The sequence below is a fragment of the Streptomyces sp. NPDC031379 genome (assembly GCF_055569615.1).
Genome location: NZ_JBVIIT010000017.1, coordinates 201,011 through 217,947, shown reverse-complemented (window position 1 = coordinate 217,947; position 16,937 = coordinate 201,011). Strand labels below are relative to the sequence as shown.

General features: G+C 71.6%; 14 protein-coding genes and 3 pseudogenes. 4 read left to right on the top strand and 13 right to left on the bottom strand.

Annotation, left to right across the window (positions count from 1 at the left end; all coding sequences use genetic code 11):
* Positions 1-206 precede the first annotated feature (206 nt).
* Both ACZ5CW_RS24705 and ACZ5CW_RS24700 read right to left on the bottom strand, forming a co-directional pair.
* A complete protein-coding gene (locus tag ACZ5CW_RS24705; RefSeq protein ID WP_468604815.1) occupies positions 207-566 on the bottom strand; it encodes an STAS domain-containing protein in 360 nt (119 codons plus the stop codon).
* A gap of 147 nt (positions 567-713) precedes the next feature.
* The gene (locus ACZ5CW_RS24700; protein ID WP_468604813.1) at positions 714-1,592 is read right to left on the bottom strand and encodes an SGNH/GDSL hydrolase family protein; all 879 of its coding nucleotides are present in this window, start codon (positions 1,590-1,592) and stop codon (positions 714-716) included.
* A gap of 247 nt (positions 1,593-1,839) precedes the next feature.
* Between ACZ5CW_RS24700 and ACZ5CW_RS24695 the strand changes: the two are divergent.
* Positions 1,840-2,231, top strand: a pseudogene (locus tag ACZ5CW_RS24695) (catalase-related domain-containing protein); the annotation flags it as partial.
* Here ACZ5CW_RS24695 and ACZ5CW_RS24690 read toward each other — a convergent pair.
* The 8 genes and pseudogenes from ACZ5CW_RS24690 to ACZ5CW_RS24655 form a co-directional block, all read right to left on the bottom strand.
* Positions 2,185-2,736: an MSMEG_6728 family protein gene (locus ACZ5CW_RS24690; RefSeq protein WP_468604811.1), complete on the bottom strand. Its 552-nt coding sequence runs from the start codon at positions 2,734-2,736 to the stop codon at positions 2,185-2,187. The pseudogene ACZ5CW_RS24695 and the gene ACZ5CW_RS24690 overlap by 47 nt on opposite strands.
* A 35-nt stretch (positions 2,737-2,771) precedes the next feature.
* Entirely contained in the window at positions 2,772-3,005 is a 234-nt protein-coding gene (locus ACZ5CW_RS24685) for a hypervirulence associated TUDOR domain-containing protein (RefSeq protein WP_468604809.1), read from the bottom strand.
* A 42-nt stretch (positions 3,006-3,047) separates the two neighbouring features.
* Entirely contained in the window at positions 3,048-3,929 is an 882-nt protein-coding gene (locus tag ACZ5CW_RS24680; protein WP_468604807.1) for an SDR family oxidoreductase, read from the bottom strand.
* Positions 3,930-3,949: 20 nt separating this feature from the next.
* Entirely contained in the window at positions 3,950-4,402 is a 453-nt protein-coding gene (locus ACZ5CW_RS24675; protein ID WP_468604805.1) for a hypothetical protein, read from the bottom strand.
* The gene (locus ACZ5CW_RS24670; protein WP_468604803.1) at positions 4,395-6,131 is read right to left on the bottom strand and encodes a phytoene desaturase family protein; all 1,737 of its coding nucleotides are present in this window, start codon (positions 6,129-6,131) and stop codon (positions 4,395-4,397) included. The genes ACZ5CW_RS24675 and ACZ5CW_RS24670 overlap by 8 nt, the downstream gene beginning before the upstream one ends.
* Entirely contained in the window at positions 6,124-6,582 is a 459-nt protein-coding gene (locus ACZ5CW_RS24665) for an SRPBCC family protein (protein ID WP_468604801.1), read from the bottom strand. Before ACZ5CW_RS24665 ends, ACZ5CW_RS24670 begins: the two co-directional genes overlap by 8 nt.
* A gap of 248 nt (positions 6,583-6,830) precedes the next feature.
* Positions 6,831-8,021, bottom strand: a complete 1,191-nt coding sequence (locus ACZ5CW_RS24660; protein WP_468604799.1) for a S1 family peptidase — start codon at positions 8,019-8,021, stop codon at positions 6,831-6,833.
* A 169-nt stretch (positions 8,022-8,190) separates the two neighbouring features.
* A pseudogene (locus tag ACZ5CW_RS24655) lies at positions 8,191-8,592 on the bottom strand (LysR substrate-binding domain-containing protein); the annotation flags it as partial.
* 144 nt (positions 8,593-8,736) lie between these two features.
* Here ACZ5CW_RS24655 and ACZ5CW_RS24650 point away from each other — a divergent pair.
* Together ACZ5CW_RS24650 and ACZ5CW_RS24645 are read left to right on the top strand one after the other, a co-directional pair.
* Positions 8,737-9,899: pseudogene (locus ACZ5CW_RS24650) on the top strand (MFS transporter).
* 103 nt (positions 9,900-10,002) lie between these two features.
* Positions 10,003-11,040, top strand: a complete 1,038-nt coding sequence (locus ACZ5CW_RS24645; RefSeq protein WP_468604797.1) for a glycoside hydrolase family 5 protein — start codon at positions 10,003-10,005, stop codon at positions 11,038-11,040.
* Positions 11,041-11,101: 61 nt separating this feature from the next.
* Here ACZ5CW_RS24645 and ACZ5CW_RS24640 read toward each other — a convergent pair whose 3' ends face one another.
* A complete protein-coding gene (locus ACZ5CW_RS24640) occupies positions 11,102-12,589 on the bottom strand; it encodes a glycosyltransferase family 2 protein (RefSeq protein WP_468604830.1) in 1,488 nt (495 codons plus the stop codon).
* Between the two features lie 495 nt (positions 12,590-13,084).
* Here ACZ5CW_RS24640 and ACZ5CW_RS24635 point away from each other — a divergent pair, with 495 nt between their 5' ends.
* Positions 13,085-15,517, top strand: a complete 2,433-nt coding sequence (locus ACZ5CW_RS24635; RefSeq protein ID WP_468604795.1) for a SpoIIE family protein phosphatase — start codon at positions 13,085-13,087, stop codon at positions 15,515-15,517.
* 644 nt (positions 15,518-16,161) lie between these two features.
* Here ACZ5CW_RS24635 and ACZ5CW_RS24630 read toward each other — a convergent pair.
* Both ACZ5CW_RS24630 and ACZ5CW_RS24625 read right to left on the bottom strand, forming a co-directional pair.
* Positions 16,162-16,419 carry a hypothetical protein gene (locus tag ACZ5CW_RS24630; protein WP_468604793.1) on the bottom strand — a complete coding sequence of 86 codons (258 nt, stop codon included), beginning with the start codon at positions 16,417-16,419 and terminating at the stop codon, positions 16,162-16,164.
* The gene (locus ACZ5CW_RS24625; protein ID WP_468604791.1) at positions 16,406-16,663 is read right to left on the bottom strand and encodes a DUF6400 family protein; all 258 of its coding nucleotides are present in this window, start codon (positions 16,661-16,663) and stop codon (positions 16,406-16,408) included. The genes ACZ5CW_RS24630 and ACZ5CW_RS24625 overlap by 14 nt, the downstream gene beginning before the upstream one ends.
* Positions 16,664-16,937: the final 274 nt, after the last annotated feature.

Below are 16,937 nucleotides of genomic sequence, written 5' to 3'. Positions count from 1 at the left end.
GCGCGTCCCGGGGAGCCACGCCACAAGGATCGGCGACCTCGGGCAACCCGGCTGCCGTCCGCGTCACCTGGCCCGCCACGGTCTGCGCTGTCATGATGTTCCCCTCCCGGATGTGCAGGCCACCGCGTACGGCGACTCTTCGTGACGAGAGCCCGTCTACCCGGTCGTACGCTGCGCATTCCTGCTCGCGTCGACGCGGATCCGCGTCAGTCGTCGGCGGTGCCCAGGGCCGCCTCGCGGGAATCGGTGAACGTGAAGTGCTCGAGGGTTCCGCTGATGGTCAGCAGCCGCAGGACACTGTCGTGCAGCGGACCGAGGATGACGAGCGTGCGGCCGCCCGCGCGGTGACGCCGCTGCGCCTCCAGAAGGGCGCTGAGCAACTGGCTGTCGCCGAAGGTCACTCCGGAGAGATCCAGGACCGTGACCGGCAGTTCGTACTCGTCCGCCTCGGCCCAGGCCGCCCGGAGCAGGTCGCATTCGTCGTAGTCGATCTCACCACGGACCGTGATCTCGAAGACGCGATGGTGCCGTGCGACCCGCACGACCGTCCCGGACTCCCACTGCATGGCGCCATCCTGACACTCGACACCTGGTGAAAGCGATCCCGCCCCCGGACGGCGGCCGCGCCGGTGCCGTGCCGAGGAGAGGACACACGGCGGGAACGCCGACGCGCCTGAGGCGCGGCTCAGGCGCGTCGGTGTCCGCCGCCTCTGTCAGCCGAGGCCGAGGACGCTCATGGTGCGCTCGGCCATGCGCTGTTCGCCGAGGGCGTTGGGATGGACCGGGACCACGTTCTGCCCGAAGAGGAGCGGCTCGATCCACCGCGTGCCCACGGCCTGGCACGCGTCGTGGCCCTCGGACGCCTCGGCGAAGTCGACGTACGTGGCGCCGGTCTCCTCGGCGGCGCGCCGGACCACGGCGTTGAGGTGCGCCTGCAGGGAGTGCAGGTACGGCACGTCTCCGGTGGCGACCGGCAGTTGGGCGAAGCAGGACGGGTCGGCCGTGGCGGGCGTGATCCACGGGTATCCGAGGACCGCCACCCGGGCGTCGGGAGCCCTGTCCCGGACGCTGCGCACAGCGGCCTTGAGCGCGGGATAGGTGTTGGCGTCGATCGCGTCGTCGAAGGAGGTGCCGTAGTGGTCCTTGCACGGGCTGCCCTTGCCGCCGTTGAGGACGCCGGCGGTGCCGCAGGCCAGGACGGCGCTGATGAAGGTGCCGTTGTCGTTGCCGCCGATCGTGAGCGTCACCAGGCCGGTGTCCGGGGTGACCGCGTCGGCCTGGGGGGCCACGCCGGGGTACTGGGCCGCGGTGAAGTGCTTGGTCTCGGCCCCGCCGCAGGTGACGTCGGTCAGCCGGGCCTTCGTGCGGGAGGCGATGACGTGTGGGTAGTTGGCCGTGGAGCGCAGACAGAGCAGGTTGGCGGGGTCGACGGGCAGGACGCCCGAGGCAGCGCTGTAACTGTCGCCGAGGGCCGCGTAGTTCAGGGGAGCCGTGGCGTGGGCGGGCACGGCGGTGAGGCTGAGGGCCAGCGCTCCGGCGGCCGCGGAGGTGGCGGCAAGGACACGGCGCAGGGCAGGCATGCGCAGGGACATGGGCTCTCTCTTCTCGTGGTGGGGTCACAGAGCACAGGGCGGCGCCCGGATGTGTGCTGGTGCGCGAGAATGCGGCGGCTCGAGCCAGGGGAGGTGCCGGCCGTCGACGCGTGGCGAGGGGGGCGCACGCACGACGCGGCCGTGATGTGCCGATCGCGGGATTACCGCTGAGTTCTACTGAAACGTAATGTGCGGGCGCGGGAGCGCGGAGTCAACCTGGCCGACCGAACTTCTTGAAACGTCCAGGGCCCCGGAGATCCGCGGCCGGCTCACCCGCGAGCGCATCCCCCCACCGACGACTACCGGCAGGCGGGCCAGCGCTACCTGCTCATGGAGGAGTGGGAGCGCGACGATCTGGTGACCGACCTGGTGGGTCAGCTCGCCCGGTGCGACCGGCCCGTCCAGGAGCGGATGGTGTGGCACTTCCTGCTGGTGGAGAACGACCTCGGCCTCAGGGTCGGCGAGGGCCTCGGTATCCGTCCGGGGGACGTCGCGGACCTGGAACCGCTGGCGACCCAGGACCTCACGGAGGAGGACAAGGAGCGGCTGGCGAACCTCGGCAGGAACCCGCCGCGCGACGTCGGCGGCATCGTCATGACGCACTGCGTCCCGGACGAGCGGCACGTGGTGACCCGCTGAGACCCGGCTCCGTACGGGTGATCGTGCGGGGCACCGCGTCGCCGTCCCGGTCGGACCCGGGCCACACGTACGGCAGGTCGTCGGGTACACCGGGGAACTCGTCGGCGTACGCGTCAGGGTCCTTGCGGACGAGTGCCGACTGGTGGCTGCGGTGGAAGGCCTCGTCACCGAGCCAGGGCGGCAGTTCCCCGGCGGCCGAGAGGGCCTGCTGATCACGGACCGGGGCGCCGGGGCGGTTCTCGGCGTACCCGGCCACCAGGGAGGCCGCACAGCTGTCCTGGTGCCCCCGCTCCCGCCACACCCGGCAGATCTCCAGGCCGTACCGGACGAGGGCCTCCTCGTAGCCGTGCCACATGCGTACGGCGGGGTGCCGGCGCCAGCCGTACCCCGGGACGGTCAGACCGCGCAGGACCTGCAGCGCCTCGACGCGCTGCTTGCCCAGGCGGCGGCGGTCCAGGAGGAGCGCGGTGCGCCGGAAGTCGGGATCGGGCAGAAAGGTCTGCATGATCGCCGTCCTTCGGGGAGCTGTGGTGTGCGGGCTCACTTCTTACGGAGGGCGGACGGTTTGTGGACCGCCGACCTGCCGGACCTGGCGCTGCGGACCTCGTACTGCGGCTCCTCTGGGGAGGCGTCGACCGTACGGCCGGCGGCCTTCGTCCGCCGGGTGATTTTGCCCTCGACCTCTCCCTCGGTGGTCGATCCGTGGCTCTTCCAGGTCACCTTGTCGCCCTTGCTCAGCTGTCCGTCCGAGCCCTTGCGCTTCTTGTGGGCCATGGCTGTCGTTCCCTTCGCAGGCCTGACCGGGGTCGGCCGGTCTCAATCGGCGCGGCGCGTCGCCGCGCGGTCGGCGTCACCTCCGGCGCCGAGCAGTCCGGTGGAGACGAAGGGTTCCTCGGCCTCCAGACGGGGCAGGTCCCAGCGGGACACGCGCAGCACGACCGGGGGCAGGGCCGCGCGCACCGGCTGGACCAGCCGCAGCCAGGGCGGCGCGTACACGGCCGTGCGCCGCCGCTCCAGGCCGCGTACGAGCCGGGCGGCGACCGCCTGCGCACCGGCCACCCGGCGGGCGGGCGCAGGCATGCCGGCGCGCAGTTCGCGCAGCACCGCGTGCTGGTCGGCGTCGCGGACCATGTCGGTGTCGGTCCAGTTGAGATAGCCGATGCCCACGGCGACGCCCCGGTGGGCCACTTCGGCGCGCAGGGCGTGCGCGAAGGCCTCCGCGCCGGCCTTGGAGGCGCAGTAGGCGCTCATCAGCGGGGCGGCGCCGAGCGAGGCCAGGGAGGCGATCTGCAGGTAGTAGCCCGCCGTCGCGTACAGATCCGGCAGGAACGCCCGTGCCGTCTGGGCACTGCCGGTGAGGTTCACATCGATCACGCGGCGCCAGTCGGCCGGGTCGGTGGCGTCGAAGGGGCCGCCGAGCGCGACGCCGGCGTTGGCGATCACCACGGAAGGGCGGCCGAGGCGGTGGCGCACCTCGTGCGCGGCCGCCCGCAGGGCCGGCAGGTCGGTCACGTCGACCTCGACGGCCAGGGCGGGGGTGGGCATGCGGGCGGCCGTCTCCCGCAGCAGCTCCCGCTCGTGGCCGAGGAGCGCCGGCCTGGCACCCCGCCGGGCGACCTCGTACGCGAGCGCGGCGCCCAGTCCGCGGGCCGCGCCGGTCACCACGACCGTCCGGTTCCTCAAAGGACTGCTGGGCACGAGTGCGCCGCCTTTCTCGGTCAGCTCTCCTCGGCCGCCGGCAGGGCCGTGTGATCGGGGTGGCCGACGGTGCGGCGGGCTTCCTTCATCTCCGCCTCGTAGAGGTGGTCCCGGCCCTGGGCGAGGTCGTTGACCATGCTGCGTTCCAGCTCCTGGAACGGCCGGTAGTAGGTGTCGTTGTAGGCCTCGACGATCTGGAACGTCCAGCGGCCGGGGATGACGTTGCGGCCCAGGATCTCGCCCTCCACCTTGTCGGCCCATTTCGAGTGCCCCGCCTCCCGCAGGAGTCGTACCGTCCGGTCCAGCTCCAGATCGGCTCCGCCGGTCAGCTGATGAAAGCTGTAGAGGTGGCCGCGGGCCCGTTCGGTGGTCTCCAGTGCCTTCGACAGCGATCCGAGGGCTTCGACGGTCTTGTCGTCGACGCCGTGGGGGCGCCGGTGCCTGCGGTCGGGACCGTCGTGGTGCTCACTCATGCCGCTCTCCGCTGTGTGGCCGGACGCCGGCCCCGCCGGGCCGGTGGATGCCGTCTGTGTCCAGCTCTTCCCCACGAGGCGGGCGATCGGATGCGGTTTCGGCCAGACGGGTGGGCCGGCGCCCCGTCCGGTCCCGGCGGGCGAGGAGGCGCTGGGCGCGGGCCAGCGGGAAGGCCCGGTGGGCGCGTAGTGCGGCGCGGGCCGCGTTGGCGCCGGGGGCGCCGTGCACGCCTCCGCCGGGGTGGGCTCCGGCCGAGGCGAGGAACAGACCCGGCAGGGGGGTCTCGGGGCGCCCGGTGCCGGGTACCGGACGGAGGACGAGCTGCTGGTGGATGCTGGTGGTACCCCCGTTGACGGCACCGCCCAGGAGGTTGGCGTCCAGCGTCTGGAGGGTGGTCGGCGCGAGGACGCGGCGGGCGCGGACGCGGGAGCGGAAGCCGGGTGCGAACCGCTCGACCTGCCGTTCCACTCGGTCGGCCATGCGTTCCTGGTCAGCCGGGCCCCAGCCGCCGGTGATGCCCTCGTCGCCGGCGTCCGCCCGGATGTCGTGCGGGACGTGCGTGTAGGCCCAGGCCGACTCGGTGCCCTGGGGGGAACGGGTAGGGTCCGAGGTGGTCATCTGCCCGAACAGGGCGAAGGGACGGTCGGGCACCTGGTGCATGGCGATCTGTGCGGCGAAGCGGGTCAGCTCGTCCATGCCGTCGGCCAGGTGGACGGTCCCGGCCTGGCAGGCCCGCTCGGCCCGCCAGGGCACCGGGCCGTCGAGCGCCCAGTCGACCTTGAAGGTGGCGAAGTCCCACTGGAAGCGCCGCAGGTCCTCCAGCAGCTGTGCGGGCAGGTGCTCCGGGCCGACGAGTTCCCGGTAGAGCACGGGCACGGCCACGTCGGCCAGCACGGCCCGCAGCGCGGGCACCGCCTCCCCGGCGGCGGTCCGCACCCCGACGGCCCGTCCGTCGCGCACGGCGACGGACTCCACCCGCTCGCCGCAGCTCAGCTCTCCCCCACGCGCGCGCAGCCGGTGGATCAGCGCCTCGGTCAGCGCGCCGGAGCCGCCGACCGGGACGGGAAAGCCGTACGTCTGTCCCAGCATCGACATCAGCCAGCCGAAGCCGCCGCTGCCCGCGGACTCGGGGGCCAGATCCGCATGCAGGGCGTTTCCGGCCAGCAGCAGCCGGCCGCCCTCGCCGCGGAACTCCTCCTCCCCCATCCGGCGCACCGGGAGGATCAGGGAGCGTGCCGTGCGCAGACCGCCCGCGGCCCGCAGCGTACGGGCCAGCCGGGCCGTGGCCCGGACCGGCGGGAACGGGGTGAACAGGGCGGCGAGCAGGTCCGTGCGTACGGTCTGCCACAGGGCGAAGAGGCGCCGCCAGGCCGCTCCGTCGCCGGGTGCGAACGCCTCCAGCGACTCGGCGGTGGTGTCGATCCGCCGGTCCAGTACGGCGCACCGGCCGTCGCTCAGCGGATGCGCCAGCACCCGCGGGGCGTGGCTCCAGCGCAGGCCGTGGTCCTCCAGGCGGAGCGCGGACAGCACGGGGGACGCGGCGGCCAGAGGGTAGAAGGAGCTGAAGAGGTCGTTGACGAAGTCGGGGTGGACCCCTCGGTCGTGGCGGACCGCGCCGCCCGGCTCCGGCTGTTCCTCCAGTACCCGCACGCTCCACCCGGCGTCCGCCAGCAGGTTGGCGGCCACCAGCCCGTTGGGCCCCGCGCCGATCACCACGGCGTCAGGCATGATCGGCTCGCCTCCCGCGCGCACCGTCCTCGCAGGCGGTGGCGAGCCGGGCGAGCATGGCACGGTGGCGCAGCTGGATCAGTGCCTCGAAACCCCAGTTGTGCAGGGCGCCGCCGGCTCCTCGGAGCGGGTGCTCGTCGACGATGACCAGGCAGTCCCGGCCCCATTCGCGCAGCTCGATCGCGATGCGGGCGGTGCCGAGGAAGCCCGCGTGGGCCTCCAGTTCCAGGACGGATCCTTCCCGGCAGCGCCGTACGACCGTCTCGTTGCCGAGCCGGAACGGTCCCAGCCGGACCTGGTATCCGATGGACGCCTCCTCCTGCGGCCACCGGCCGAGCTTCGGCCGGGAGGATTCGGTTCCCACCACCCACTCCGCGTACCGGCTGCCGTCGGCCAGGACGTCCCACACGGCGGCGGGACTGGCCTTGATCAGTCGGTGACGTACCGCCACGCGTACCTCCGGTTGCTCGGGCCGGCGAGGGGCCAGCCCCGAGTGCCCCGGCAGGGAGGGGCCAACCGTGGCGTCAGGGTGCCCTGGGGGCCGTGCCCGGCAGGGGTTCCGCCGCCGAGCGCACGGAACCCCTGGTGGAACCCCTGGTGCGACCGCATCGGGTCGGTGCAGATGCGGGTCGAGCCGTTGACCGAGCGCGGACCAGGCCGGTGCACGTGTGCGTGCTCGGCCGGTGTACGTGTGCGGGGTCAGCCGGTGTACGTGTGCAGGGTCAGGCCGTAGCGGTTGAGGATCTCGTTGACCGGCTGGAACCAGGTCTCGCCGCCGCCGGAGCAGTTGCCCCAGCCGCCCGAGGTGACGCCCTGTGCCTGGTCTCCGGTGAGGAAGGAACCGCCGGAGTCGCCCGGCTCGGCGCAGACGCTCGTCTTGGTCAGCTCGTGCACCGCGCCCTGGCTGTAGTTGACGGTCTCGTTCCTCGCCAGAACCGTCCCGCAGTGCCAGTGCGACGTCGATCCCGAGCGGCAGACGGAGGAACCGACGGGGGCCACGGCGGAGCCGCGAACGAGCTGGTCGGGCACCGTGCCCCAGCCCAGCACCACCGGAACCGTCCACCAGCCGCTGCCCACGCTCACCCAGGCGTAGTCGTCGTCCGGGAACGAGGAGCCCTGGAAGGTGCCGATGAAGGAGCCGTCCCAGCCGTTGACCCCGGCGCCGGGCCGGCCGCAGTGACCGGCGGTCACGAAGCCGCCGTACACCGAGAAGCCTATGGAGCAGCGGACGTTGCCCGTGTAGTAGGGGTCACCGCCCACCGTCCCCGCGGCGAAGGTCCGCGGAGCCGCCGAGACGGTCTCGACGGTGACGGGACCCGCCTCGCGGGCCTGGTCCACGAAGTGCTGGACATCGTTGTCAGCACGCTTGTCGCGGACGATGTCGACGACGACCGTGTTGGCCCTCGGATCGACGTGCCAGCCACTGACGCCCGAAGGGGCGGACAGCCGGTCGAGGTGTGCCTTGGCCGCGTCGAGCCGCCGGGCGGTGTGCGCGGCCGTGCGGACGTCGGCCCCGGCGGCTTTGATCGCCCGGCGCGTGTCCGTCGAGGCGTCCGGGGTGAGGGCGACCGTCAGGCGCCCGCTCGCGGCGTCGAACCAGGAGCCCGCGTAGGCCTCCCCGGCCACCCGGCGCGTCCTGGGTTCGAGAGCCGAGGCGGCCCGCTCGGCCGTGAGCCGCGCTTCGGCCTGCCGGCGCGTGAGACCGAGATCGCGCTGCATGGCGGTCATGAGCCCTTCGGAGGCGGGCTCGAATGCCGCGGAGGCCCCGGAGGATCCGGCGGGTCCGGAGGCGGAGCCGGCCGCCGAGGCGGGGAAGGTACCTGCCGCGCTCAGTCCGCCGATGAGCAGAAGTGCTGCCATGACGGCATGGGTAAGTCTGCTGCGTCTCAAGGGAGTTGCCCTTCGTCGTTCCAGTGGTGGGGGTGGAACAGCCGATTCCTGAGAGCGCTCTCATGTATGGCGCAGCAGAGCTTAGCCATCCCTTGACGTCAGGTCCATGCCAATGCACGGATTTCAGTGCCGATAGGGTGCCGGCTTCGGTGCCGCACCCGAACCCCGGCGCGATCTCGATGGGATCGATCTCGAACGGGAGCCCTACCAGGCGAAGTCGATGGGAGGCGGTGAAGACCTCGCCGACGTACTCGGGGACGACGGCGACCAGATCGGTCCACTCCAGCAGGTACGGCAGCATCGTGAAGCGGGTGGCGTCCACGGCCACGCGGTCCGAGAGCCCGTGGGTGGCCAGGACGGACCGCGGGACGACGTGACCGCTGGGGCCGTACACCGTCGCGTGGTACTCGGCCGCCGGCTCGGCCAGGGTGACGGAGGTGCCGCGGATACGAGGGTGGTCGGCGGCGACCATGCCGACGTAGCGCTCATGGAAGAGCGGGATGCGCACGGTGCGGTGGGAGGTCAGCACCGGGGTGGCGACGAAGGCGTCGAGTTCGCCGCGCCGCAGCCGGCTCCAGGGCGACGGAGACGCAGTGGGTCACCGTCCGCCCGGACATCGCCGACTACCCGTTCTGAACCTCCCGCTCCCGGCGACGTCCGCCGAACTCCCCTCCCCACCTCCATCTCCCGCAGCCGCTCCAGGGGGAACGTCACCATGACATCCATAGCCCCGTCAGACCCGCCCGGCACCTCCGCAGGGACCGGCGCCGCCGGGCGCAACGTCTGGACGGCGGGGGACGCAACCACCGTCGCCACGCTGTCGCTCGTCGGCGTCGCCATCGGCGCCGTCCTGGTCGGCCCGCTGGCCGACCGGCTCGGGCGGCGTCTGCTGTTCATCGGCTCGGTGGTGCTGTTCTCGGTCTTCACCCTGCTGGTGCCGCTCGCCACGTCCGTCGCCATGTTCGCCGTACTGCGCCTGACAGCCGGCGTGGGGCTGGGCGCCTGTATGCCCGTGTCGCTCACGATGATGGCCGAGCACATGCCCGCCCGGCGGCGGGCGCGCGCCAGCACGCTGACCATGACCGGCTACCACACCGGTGCCGTGATCACCTCGCTGCTGGCCCTGCGGGTGACCGACGACTGGCAGATCCTCTTCTACGTCCTCGGCGTCGCCGGACTGGTCGTCGCCGTCGTCCAGTGGTTCCGTCTGCCGGAGTCGGAGGCGTTCGTGCGGGCCAAGGAGACGACCGGCTCCCCGCGCGTCGCGTTCGCCGAGCTGCTCAAGCCGGCCTACCTCCGGGCGGGCATCGGGATCTGGGTCGCCTCCTTCATGGGCCTGCTGCTGGTCTACGGCCTCAACACGTGGCTGCCCAAGCTGATGAACGACGCCGGATACCCGGTACCCACGGCCGTCACCCAGCTGCTCGTGCTCAACGTGGGCGGTGTGGCCGGCCTGGTGCCGGGCGGCTTCGTCGCCGACCGGCGGGGCATCAAGCCGGCCACGCTCGGCTGGTTCGCCGTCTCGGTGGCCATGCTGGCCTGCCTCAGCGTCAAGATGGACAGCGACCTGCTGCTCGACGCCGTCGTCTTCCTCACCGGCGTGTTCGTCTTCTCCGCGCAGGTGCTCGTCTATGCCTACGTGACGAACTTCTACCCGGCTTCCGTCCGCGGCACCGCCCTCGGCTCCGCGTCCGGTATCGGACGTATCGGCTCCATCGTCGGCCCCTCGATCACGGGCGCCCTGGTCTCGCCGGGATCGGTCACCCCTGGGGCTTCTACTTCTTCGCCGCCGTGGCCGTTCTCGCCTTCTTCGCCGTACTCACGCTGCCGGGCCTCGCCCCCTCCGCCGGGCAGGGGGGCCGTGGCCCAGGGGAGTGAAAATCCCCGCCCCTTGGCCGAAGCGCGTTGGCGCTGCACCACTTACGACGTCTTCTTCGTCAGATTTGCAGTGCAGCACCATCTCAAGGAACCGGAGGCAGCCATGCACTCACTGATTCCCCGCGGCCGTTGGGTCACCCGAAGTGCCGTGGCCTTGGCGGCGGCACTCGGCCTCCTGTCCGCGACCACGGCGCACGGGGCGGAACACCGGCCGGCCGCCCAGGCCAGGACTCCGGTCCAGGCCTACGGCAAGCTCCGCGTCTGCGGCACGCAGCTGTGCTCCGAGGCCGGCCGGCCGGTCCAGCTGCGCGGTATGAGCACCCACGGCACGCAGTGGTTCGCCCATTGCCTGACCGACCGGGCCCTGGACGTGCTGGCGCGGGACTGGAAGGTGAGCGTGCTGCGTGTCGCGACGTACGCGCGCCAGGGCGGGTACGAGACGAACCCGCGGAAGTTCACCGATCTGGTGCACCGGCTGATCGAGCGGGCGAGCGCGCGTGGCATGTACGTCATCGTCGACTGGCACATGGTCAACCCGGGCGACCCCTACCAGGACTACGAGAACGCGAAGAAGTTCTTCACGGAGATCGCGCAGCGGCACAAGAACCGGACCAATGTGATCTACGAACTCGCCAACGAGCCCCACCATGTGAGCTGGTCGACCATCAAGAGCTACTCGGAGAAGCTCATTCCGGTGATCCGCGCCAAGGACCCCGACAGCGTGATCCTCGTCCCGACGCCCGGCTGGTCCACGTTCAGCGCGTCCGAGGGAGCCGACGAGCGGACGGTCCTCGGCGATCCCGTCGCCGCGAAGAACATCATGTACACCTTCCACTTCTACGCGCGGGTGTCGGCAGAGGGATACATGGCCATCCTGAACCGCGCCTCGTCCCAGGTGCCTGTCTTCGTGACCGAGTGGGGCGTCGCGTCGTGGACGGGGTACGGCAGCGACTACCCCATGGCGCAGAAGTGGATCGACCTGATGGCGAGGAAGAAGATCAGCTGGACCAACTGGAGTCTGTCCGACGACGACCGGGAGCACGCGGTCTTCAAGAAGGGCACCTGCAGCGCCGGCACCTACTCCCGCGCCGGCTCGCTCTCGCCGAACGGCTCCTGGGTCAGGGCACGCATCAGAGGCTGAGTGCCGAGCAGCCAAGAGGTCCCCGGAGCCCGGGTCCGGGCTCCGGGGACCTCGTCGTATGTCACAGTCCGCCGAGACTCTCCGCAGGCTCCCCGAGTCTTCTGCGCGCGGCGGCGGGAACCCGTGCCCGGGCGGTGTCCCGCGGTGGGATGAGGACACGGCCGACGATCGCTGCGTAGAACAGGCCGGAGGCCAGCACCAGACCGAAGTCCGGCGGGTAGAGGGTGCAGGTCCGCCAGGTCGCGGCGCTCACCCACACGAGGGCGGTACCGCCGTTCCAGACCCAGACGCCGGTCCACAGGCGCCTGTTCGTGCTCCGGCCCGCGGCCGCCGAGCCGGTCGGCCGCCAGGCCTGACGTCTGCCGCGCAGGATGTCCCAGACGGCGAACAGGTGCGCCCAGCCGTACATCAGGCGCACGGCCCATGCTTCGAGCCGGTAACGGCATCTGTGCCACCACGGGAAGACCAGCGTCGTGTAGACGATGCTGGGCAGGATCGCCAGCATGTACTCGACCTTCAGCTTTTCGGGCATGGCCACCAGCAGGACGATCGGGATGAGCGGTGCCACGAAGGTGAAGAGTGCCGTGTGGAGGTAGTAGAGGAAGCCCGAGATGTAGCAGAGCCGGGTGCTGAGCCGGAGTCTCGTGTCCCAGAACTTCTTGCTCCCGAGCAGGCTCATGGAACCCGAGCACCAGCGGTACTGCTGGTGGTAGAACGCGTTCACGTTGTCGGGGCAGTTACCGGTGGCGAGGGGGATCGGGACATAGCGCAGGGACCAGCCCAGGCGGCGAAGGTCGAAGCCCGTGTGCACGTCCTCCGAGTGCTCGATCAGAGTGGTACCGCCGTTGGCCTCCAGCGCTGTCCGCCGGTAGACGGCGCAGCTGCCCACGCAGATGGCGCCGCCGTGGCGCTGCCGGGACACCTGGACCGCCCGGTAGAACAGCTCCTGGACCGAACCCGCGCCGCGCTCGATCCACGTCTGCCGGTCGAGCACGCGGAAGTACTGCGGTGACTGGACGATGCCGGTTGCCGGATCCTGCTCCATGTACGGCAGCAGTTCCTCCAGGAGATCCGCCCGGGGGGCGAAATCGGCGTCGAGGATGAGGATGTACTCCTCGTCGGAAATGCCCAGCCCGTAGTGCAGGTTGCCGGCCTTCTTGAACCAGCCCCGGTTGGGCCGGCTCCCGTAGACGAAGCCGAACCTCTCGGCCATGGCGGCCAGCTTCGGGCTGGCGGAGTCGTCGAGCACGTAGGGGGTGGCCTTGCCGGGATACCGGTCGGCGAGCCTGCGCACATGCGTCCAGGTGTTCTCGAGAACGTCTACGGGCTCGCCGCACACCGGCAGGAAGACCGCGACCGTCGGGTAGGTCCTCGGACGCCAGCTGTGGACCAGTCGACGGTGGGCCCGCAGGTCGAAGTCGGCGGTGAAGGCGTTCACCCGCAGGGAGATGACGTAGTAGAGGAGGGTGAAGCCCAGGCACGGCAGCAGGACGATCAGCCATGGCGAGGACTGGGCCAGCCTGAACTGGCTGTAGAGGAGACAGCACATGCTGATGAGCGAAGCGGCCGTGAGTACCCATAGGTGACGCCTGACGTAGGAGTACTTCTCCACGTCGTCCGGGGGCTCGGGGAGGACGCAGCCGTCGCTGCGCCCGAGCCGAGGAGACGTCTGCCGGACGACCGTCGGCCGGATCTCCGTCGCGATGGCGTCAGGGGAATCAAGGCTCATGTATTGCTCCTTGAGGTGGGGGTCACCTCCAAGCCGTAGCCAGCGCGGGCGGGTCTTCTGCGTTCGGCTGGGCCGATTGCTGCATGGGTCGCTCGAAGGAAGGACGCGGCGAAGTGGCACCCGCCCGGGAGCCGTGACAGCATCGACGCGCCACGCGGACGGGAAAGTCCGCCCGGGCCGCTCAAGGGGGGCGGAGCACGGCGGAGCCGGGCGGCGCGGGTTTGCGCACGTGAGGGCCGTCGGCGCGCGAAGACACGCCGGGGGCTATGTGAGACCGTAGTGCAAGGGAACCCGCCCGCGGATGGGGCCGACAGCATGGGTCTCAGGGATACGGCGAACGCGCACCGGGGCGATCCGTTCGGCATAACGTCGGCCGCCGTCGTCCTGGTGGACGTGCACGGCATGATCCGCTATTGGGGCGGACGGGCCGAGGCTCTGCTCGGTCATCCGGCGGCGGAGGTGCTGGGGCGGCCCGTCACGTCCGTCCTCGCGAGTGAGGACTCACCGGCCTCCGCGCTGTCCGCGGCGCGACGGATCGGGGACGGCTGGGAGGGCCTGGTCACCCTGCGTCATCGTGGCGGCCACCGGGTGCAGCTGGCCGTACAGGCGTGCCCGCTGCGTGCGGAGCAGGGCTCGGGCTGGCTCGCCGTGGCCTGTGACGTCGCCTCCTCGCGCCAGTGGGACTTGGACCAGGCGGTGGTGCGCGGCCTGCTGGAGGAGTCACCGATCGGTATCGGGGTCCTCGACACCGAGCTGCGGTTCCGGTGGGTGAACCGGGTGCTGGCGGCGATGGAGGGACTGCCGCAGGCCGACGGGGCCGACGGCACGGCCGTGCTCCCGGAACCCGCCCAGGTGCCGCCGGCCGTGGACTGGCAGGCACGCCAGGTGCTGATGTGGGGCCGGGTCACTCCGGCCCTGGAGCATGTCACGCCCCCGCCCGGCATGTCCCGCCGGAACGCGCAGGGCCACCTCAGGCTCCGCTCGTCGTTCCCGCTGCGGGACCGCGAGGGCAAGACGCTGGGGGTGTGCCACACCGCCGTGGAGGTCGCCGCACAGGACCGCGCCCGCGAGCGGCTCGCCCTGGTGAACGAGGCGGCACAGCGCATCGGCACCACCCTGGACCTGGACCGCACCGTGCGGGAACTGGCCGAGGTCCTCGTGCCTCAGCTCGCCGACTTCGCGGCGATCGATCTCTTCCACGGCGTCCTCGCCGCCCGGGACCTCGCTCCCGGACCGGTCGGCCACGGCACGCTGCAGCGGGCGGTGCACCTGTCGATCCGCAAGGAGGTGCCGGAGGCGATCGTCCCCGTCGGGGAGCCCAGCCAGTACCCGCCCGATTCCCCGCAGAGACGCTGTCTGACCACCGGCCGGCCGATCCGCGATCCGGTGCTGGGCCCGACGACGTGGTGGCTCGCCGGAGATCCGCAGCGCCTGGCCAAGCTCGTCCAGCTCGGCGCACACACCCAACTGGTGGTACCGCTGCGGGCCCGGGGCGTGACCATGGGCGTGGTCACGCTGCTGCGCTGGGAGAACCCCGACCCGTTCGACGAGGACGACCTTCTGCTGGTGGAGGAGCTGGTGGCCCGCGCCGCAGTGTGCGTGGACAACGCCCGGCGTTTCGTGCGCGAGCACAACGCCGCCCTCGCCCTCCAGACCAGCCTCCTCCCCCCCAACCTGCCCGATCACTGCGCCGTGGAGGTCGCCTACCGCTATCTGCCGACCGACGCGGAGGCCGGCGTCGGCGGCGACTGGTTCGACGTCATCCCGCTGTCCGGCGCCCGCGTCGCCCTGGTCGTGGGGGACGTCGTCGGCCACGGCATCCACGCGGCGGCCAGCATGGGCCGGCTGCGCGCGGCCGTACAGACCCTCGCCGACCTGGACCTGCCCCCCGACGAACTGCTCGCCCATCTCGACGACCTCGTCCTGCGTCTGGCGGACGAGGCGGAGGCGGCCCCGGACAGTCCGCTGGTGATCGGCGCGACCTGTGTGTACGCCGTCTACGACCCGATCTCGCGGAAGCTGAACGTGGCGCGCGCCGGACATCCCACCCCGGCCATCGCCCACCTCAGCGAGCCCGTCGAGCTGCCCGACATCCCAGCGGGTCCTCCGCTGGGACTGGGCGGTCTGCCCTTCGAGTCGGCCGAGTTCGAACTGGAGGAGGGCAGCGTCGTCGCCCTCTACACCGACGGCCTGATCGAGGCCTCGGACCGTGATGTCGACGTCGGCTTCGAGCGGCTCTGCTTCGCCCTGGCCCACCCCGACCAGCCGCTGGAGGAGATCTGCGACACGATGGTCCGCATCCTGTTGCCGGACCACCCGCGCGACGACGTCGCCTTCCTCATCGCCCGGACCCGCGCCCTGACCCCCGACCGCGTGGCGTCCTGGGAGGTGCCGGCCGATCCGCGGGCGGTGCACGAGGCGCGCGACAAGGCCGCGTGCCAGCTGTCCGCGTGGGGGCTGGAGGACGTCGCCTTCAGCACCGAGCTGATCGTGAGCGAACTGGTCACCAACGCCATCACGCATGCCGCCGGACCGATCGGTCTGCGCCTGGTCCACGAACGGACCCTCATCTGCGAGGTGTCGGACACCAGCAACACCTCCCCCCATCTGCGCCGCGCCCAGAGTACCGACGAGGGAGGCCGTGGCCTGTTCCTCGTCGCGCAGATCGCCCAGCGCTGGGGCACCCGGTACACCGCCACGGGCAAGACCATCTGGGCGGAGCAGCAGCTCTCCGGTGCCGCTTGCTGAGATCCGGCGCCGAGTCGGTGCGGGCTCCTCGAGGTCACCCGCCGTGCGGCCCGCGTCCGTCTCGCGGCGGGCCAGTGCCTCCGCCCGGGCGGCACGGGACAGCAGCCGGGCGCGTCTGCGGGGCCACCCCGTCAGGTCGGCCAGGCAGAGCACGACCACCAGCCAGGAGGTGATGATCTCGCCGGTGGAGCCCGTGAGCGTGTCGTACACGGCGAGCGACCGCGAGCACGGTGACGAGCGGGACGACCCAGCGGCGCAACCGGTCCTCCTCGGCGCTCCGGCGCAGGGCGTCGGCGTACTCGGCGAGGGCGCCGGCCGGGGGTCCTCGACGGCCGTGCCCCGGCGGGTGGCGCGGACGAGGGCCGTGCGGTCGGCGGCGCTCAGATGCCGGCCCGCGGGCCAGATCCTGTCCATCCGGCGCGCACTCGTGTCCCGTAGAAGAGGCGCAGCACCACGAGAACCACGGCGGCGCCCACCCATGACCCGGACTCCACCAGAACGAAGGCGCCGAAGATGGCGCCCGTGGCGAGACCGGCTCCCAGCGCCCGGCTCACCGCCCCCGCTGCCACGGCAGGCCCGGAACGAGAATCACCCGTCCACGGTGACCATCACCCACCACGGGCGCAACCCGCGGGGGTCCTCGTTCACCGTCGTCCCGGGCCGCCGTTCGTACGCGGCCCACGGGCGCGGGTGGCGCCGAAGCCCGTCTCGTGGTCCCAGACGTGGGTGCACGAGGGGCACTGCAGGTGCAGGAGGCTGCCGGTGTTGGCGAGCAGGTAGCGCCAGTGCTTCGAGCACCTGCGGCGCTGTTCGCACGTGGGGCATCCCCGGTGGTCCGCGCAGTTCGGGCAGGTCACCCAGGCGCGGCGCCCGATGTCCGCCTGCGGGTCAAGCGGAAGCACGGCCGTCCCCGCGTCGCGGAAGGACGCCGGCCGCCACGAGGGTGTCGTACAGCCGTCGCTGTTCCTCGTCGAGGCCGGAGTACAGGAGGTCGTACGCCTCCTCCTCGCGTCGCAGCATCTCGACGGGGTCCCAGTCGGGGCCGAGGGCGTCCATGACGTGGGCTCGCCGGACCATCTCGTGCTGGGTGAGATCGACGGCGAATTCGACCGGCTCGGAGGCGGGGGTGTGGTCATGTGGGGGCATATGAGCCAACTTAGGTACCCCTTCCCGGCCGCGACAAGAGCAGGTGGGGCACATCACAGCAGGTCGGCGGCGCGTCGGGGAAGGCGGCGATAAATCAGGTGCGCGGACGAGAGGCATGCGGGTAGCGTCCTTCGTGACGTCTTCCGATGCGCCGCGCCCCGGTTACTTCCTGACAACGCATACCGGTGCCCCTCTTCATCTCGGAAGACGTCTCCTTCGCCTGCGTCTCGGGCATTTCACCCCTTAGGTATTTGGCCCGTTTCCTCCCTTTTAT

Bases quoted from the DNA above. Each gene is read 5' to 3' on its own strand.
- ACZ5CW_RS24670 (WP_468604803.1), bottom strand. From the start codon at position 6,131: ATGCCTGACGCCGTGGTGATCGGCGCGGGGCCCAACGGGCTGGTGGCC.
- ACZ5CW_RS24625 (WP_468604791.1), bottom strand. From the start codon at position 16,663: ATGCCCCCACATGACCACACCCCCGCCTCCGAGCCGGTCGAATTCGCC.
- ACZ5CW_RS24705 (WP_468604815.1), bottom strand. From the start codon at position 566: ATGCAGTGGGAGTCCGGGACGGTCGTGCGGGTCGCACGGCACCATCGC.
- ACZ5CW_RS24675 (WP_468604805.1), bottom strand. From the start codon at position 4,402: ATGAGTGAGCACCACGACGGTCCCGACCGCAGGCACCGGCGCCCCCAC.
- ACZ5CW_RS24685 (WP_468604809.1), bottom strand. From the start codon at position 3,005: ATGGCCCACAAGAAGCGCAAGGGCTCGGACGGACAGCTGAGCAAGGGC.
- ACZ5CW_RS24645 (WP_468604797.1), top strand. From the start codon at position 10,003: ATGCACTCACTGATTCCCCGCGGCCGTTGGGTCACCCGAAGTGCCGTG.
- ACZ5CW_RS24640 (WP_468604830.1), bottom strand. From the start codon at position 12,589: ATGTGCTGTCTCCTCTACAGCCAGTTCAGGCTGGCCCAGTCCTCGCCA.
- ACZ5CW_RS24690 (WP_468604811.1), bottom strand. From the start codon at position 2,736: ATGCAGACCTTTCTGCCCGATCCCGACTTCCGGCGCACCGCGCTCCTC.
- ACZ5CW_RS24635 (WP_468604795.1), top strand. From the start codon at position 13,085: ATGGGTCTCAGGGATACGGCGAACGCGCACCGGGGCGATCCGTTCGGC.
- ACZ5CW_RS24700 (WP_468604813.1), bottom strand. From the start codon at position 1,592: ATGTCCCTGCGCATGCCTGCCCTGCGCCGTGTCCTTGCCGCCACCTCC.